The sequence below is a fragment of the Synechococcus sp. R6-10 genome (assembly GCF_047461815.1).
In the GTDB taxonomy this organism is placed as follows: domain Bacteria; phylum Cyanobacteriota; class Cyanobacteriia; order Thermostichales; family Thermostichaceae; genus Thermostichus.
On sequence record NZ_JANSHW010000278.1, the window covers coordinates 1 to 3,306 of the forward strand.

A 3,306-nucleotide genomic window follows, 5' to 3' on the forward strand; every position below is an offset into this window, starting at 1 on the left:
GAAAACCCACCTGCCCCATTCAAAAGCACCACGCCCCGCACCCACTCCGGCCACTCCGCCGCAAAACTGAGCACCACATAGCCGCCCAGGGAGTTGCCGATCCCCACCACAGGCCGACGGATTACCTGTTGGCAAAAGTCCCGCAGCTGATCCCGCCAGATTTCGGCGCGGTAGTCCCAGTTGGGCTTGGCGGAGCGACCGAAACCCAGCAAATCGATGGCGTACACCTGGTAGTGTTGAGCCAATTCGGGAATGTTCTTGCGCCAGTGGTCGGTGGAGGCTCCAAAGCCGTGCACCAGAAGCAGAGGCTGCCCCTGCTCACCCTGTTTGACGTAATGAACTGACTGCCCCCGCCAGATCCACTGCGCCGAAATGGGAGTGGCCGATGCCGATGTCGAAGCCATAGGAGTTGCTTGTAAGCCTTTCTTAATTCTAGGTTCTTTGCAGCTACTCCGGGGGGAAGCCCACCCTCTACGGGCAGCGTAAGAGCAGCGAGTCTGCTACAAATAACCTCTGCTTTTCAAGCTTTGCACCACTAGGTCAATACATTCGGAGATGCTTTGCTCGGCGGTTTTGCACACCACCTCCGGCTGTTCCGGCGGCTCGTAGGGATCGTCAATACCGGTAAAGTGCTGGATTAAGCCTGCCCGCGCCTTTCGATAGAGGCCCTTCACATCCCGGCGTTCGCACACCTCCAGGGGGGCATCCACAAAGACTTCGATAAAGCTGCCAATATACTGCCGTACCTCCTGCCGTGCTGCCCGATAGGGGGAAATGGCCGACACCAGCACAATCACCCCGTGCCGAGTCAGCATCTCCGCCACAAAGCCGATGCGGCGAATGTTCTCCTCCCGATCCACTTTGCTGAAGCCCAGACCCTTGGTGAGATGTTGCCGCACCAGGTCCCCATCGAGCACTTCCACCGGCAGCCCCCAAGCGCGCAACTGCTGGGCCACGCCGCAGCTCAGGGTGGTTTTGCCCGCCCCGCTCAATCCCGTAAACCAGACCGTTACCCCCCGCCGCGACATCTGTCTGTTTGCTTCTGTCTGTTTGCTGTGGATCCCTGAATCTTTGGCCCCGCCAGAATATCATCTCCAAAGCAGGGTGGTACACTCGAAACACGGCTTGCACAGCCCCAAAGCGCTCCGCGCCGCCAACACGACAGCAATCTTTTACCGGCCATGTCTCCTCTAACTTCGCCTCTTGCCAGTGCCCCCTCGGGATCCCCGACAACTGCCGAGCTGTTTGCCGAGCATGTGATGGCCACCTATGGGCGCTATCCCCTGACCTTGGTGCGCGGGCAGGGGTGTCGGGTTTGGGATGAGCAGGGGCGGGAGTACCTGGACTTTGTGGCCGGCATTGCCACCTGTACCCTGGGGCATGCCCACCCGCTGTGGATTCAGGCGCTCACCGAGCAGGCACAACAGTTGCACCATGTTTCCAACCTTTACTACAACCAGCCGCAGGCACAACTGGCTCAATGGCTGACCCAGCACTCCTGTGCCGACAAGGTGTTTTTCTGCAACTCAGGGGCGGAAGCCAATGAGGGAGCCATTAAGCTGGCTCGCAAGTATGCCCACACGGTGCGCGGGATCCAAGATCCGATGATCCTCACCGCCCATGCCAGCTTCCATGGCCGCACCCTGGCCACCATTACCGCCACCGGCCAGCCCAAATACCAAAAAGACTTTGCCCCTCTGGTGCCCGGCTTTGATTACGTTCCCTACAACGACATCGAGGGCACAGCAGCGGTGTTGGAGCGCTGGGGCGAGCGGGTGTGTGCCGTGCTGTTGGAGCCGTTGCAGGGGGAAGGGGGGGTTGTGCCGGGGGATCCCGCCTATTTTCAATGGTTGCGCCGGATCTGCAGCGAGCGGGGCATTCTGCTGATTTTGGATGAGGTGCAGGTGGGCATGGGCCGTACTGGCATGCTGTGGGGCCACTGTAACCTGGGGGTGGAGCCGGATGTGTTCACCTTGGCCAAGGGCCTGGCCGGTGGGATCCCCATCGGGGCCTTGTTGGCGAAAGACTTTTGCGCCGTGTTTCAGCCGGGGGATCACGCCAGCACCTTTGGGGGCAACCCCTTGGCTTGTGCGGTGGGCCTGGCGGTTTGCCGCACGCTAATGTCGGAGAGTTTGGTTTGGAATGCCCAGCAGACAGGGGTGTATCTGCGTCAGGGGCTGTCCCGCTTGGCGGAGCAGTTTCCGCAGCTCGTTGAGCAAGTGCGGGGCTGGGGCCTGATTCAGGGCTTGGTGGTGCGCATCCCGGCGGCTGAAGTGGTCAAGGCAGCCATGGACTGCGGGCTGTTGTTGGTGCCGGCAGGATCCCAGGTGGTGCGCTTTGTGCCCCCCTTGATCGTCACCCCGGCAGAAATTGACGCGGCTCTAGCGATGTTGGCATCGGCTTTGCAAAGGTTGGCCGCCTCCCTTGGCCATTCCGGGGCAGCCTAGCCTCGCCAGACTTGCCGCAGAAATGCCTGCAACTGCTGTCGGGCAGAGGGCTCGCGGGGAGCGGGATCCCTTGCCTGCTCCAAAAGGGGCAACACCTCCTCCGCATAGGCCGGAACAAAGCCGGCAGCAGGCCAGAGCAAATCCGAGGTGGCCCGCAGGTTCAAGACTTGGGATCCCTGCCTGAGCAGGAGAGGTCGCACCCAGAGCAGCGGCGGGGTGTCAGAGCCTGCCTCAAGACTGTGGCGAGAAACCTGAATCAGCTCCACATAGAGGGTGGCCTGCGACCCTGGCAGGGCGAGAATGGGACGGGGTGAGGGGGGAGCGCTGCCCACTTCCGCCGAGGCGGGCAAAGGGCGCCCCAGCAGACGCAGGCCCTCAACAGAGTCACACTGGGCGGGCAAACAAGGCAACAGGGTCATGCAATCGTTGACCGGAAACTGTACAGACTGTACTTATCCTAATCGATGGCTTTCTTACGTTTCTTTGGCAGGCGGGTTGGCCGGGGATCCCGTCTTTGCGGGCATTTCGTGAACCCGATTTTGTGGCATGGTGCTAGGTAGCTTTCTGATCAAACTTGAACGGATCCCGCCATGATGCACACTTTTGTCCCGCCCCACCGCTTTTTCCCCTACCTGACCTGGACGGAGATCCAGGCCATGCCCGACAAAGAGAATGTGGTGATCATTCAGCCGGTTGCCTCAATCGAGCAACATGGGCCCCACCTGCCCCTGGTGGTGGATGCCTGCATCGGCACGGCGATCATTGGGCGCGCCATGGAGAAGCTGGAGCCTGAGATCCCGGCCTATGTTTTGCCCACCCAATGTTACGGCAAAGCCAACGAGCATTGGCATTTCCCCGG

The 3,306-nt window shown here is 60.8% G+C and carries 5 protein-coding genes; 2 read left to right on the forward strand and 3 right to left on the reverse strand.

Annotated features, from left to right (window positions below; genetic code table 11):
- Both NW837_RS08540 and cysC read right to left on the reverse strand, forming a co-directional pair.
- On the reverse strand, positions 1 to 404 hold a 404-nt coding region (locus tag NW837_RS08540), incomplete at its 3' end, for an alpha/beta fold hydrolase (protein ID WP_414330680.1).
- Positions 405 to 500: 96 nt separating this feature from the next.
- Positions 501 to 1,028 (reverse strand): adenylyl-sulfate kinase, encoded by a 528-nt coding sequence (gene cysC, locus NW837_RS08545; RefSeq protein ID WP_414330683.1) that lies wholly within the window; start codon positions 1,026 to 1,028, stop codon positions 501 to 503.
- Between the two features lie 153 nt (positions 1,029 to 1,181).
- Between cysC and NW837_RS08550 the strand changes: the two genes are divergently transcribed.
- Positions 1,182 to 2,447, forward strand: a complete 1,266-nt coding sequence (locus tag NW837_RS08550; RefSeq protein WP_011433033.1) for an aspartate aminotransferase family protein — start codon at positions 1,182 to 1,184, stop codon at positions 2,445 to 2,447.
- Here NW837_RS08550 and NW837_RS08555 read toward each other — a convergent pair.
- On the reverse strand, positions 2,444 to 2,866 hold the full coding sequence (locus NW837_RS08555; protein ID WP_414330686.1) for a hypothetical protein: 423 nt from the start codon (positions 2,864 to 2,866) through the stop codon (positions 2,444 to 2,446). The two genes, NW837_RS08550 and NW837_RS08555, sit on opposite strands and share 4 nt — an antisense overlap.
- A gap of 174 nt (positions 2,867 to 3,040) precedes the next feature.
- Here NW837_RS08555 and NW837_RS08560 point away from each other — a divergent pair.
- The coding region (locus NW837_RS08560; RefSeq protein ID WP_414330689.1) for a creatininase family protein at positions 3,041 to 3,306 on the forward strand (266 nt) is incomplete at its 3' end.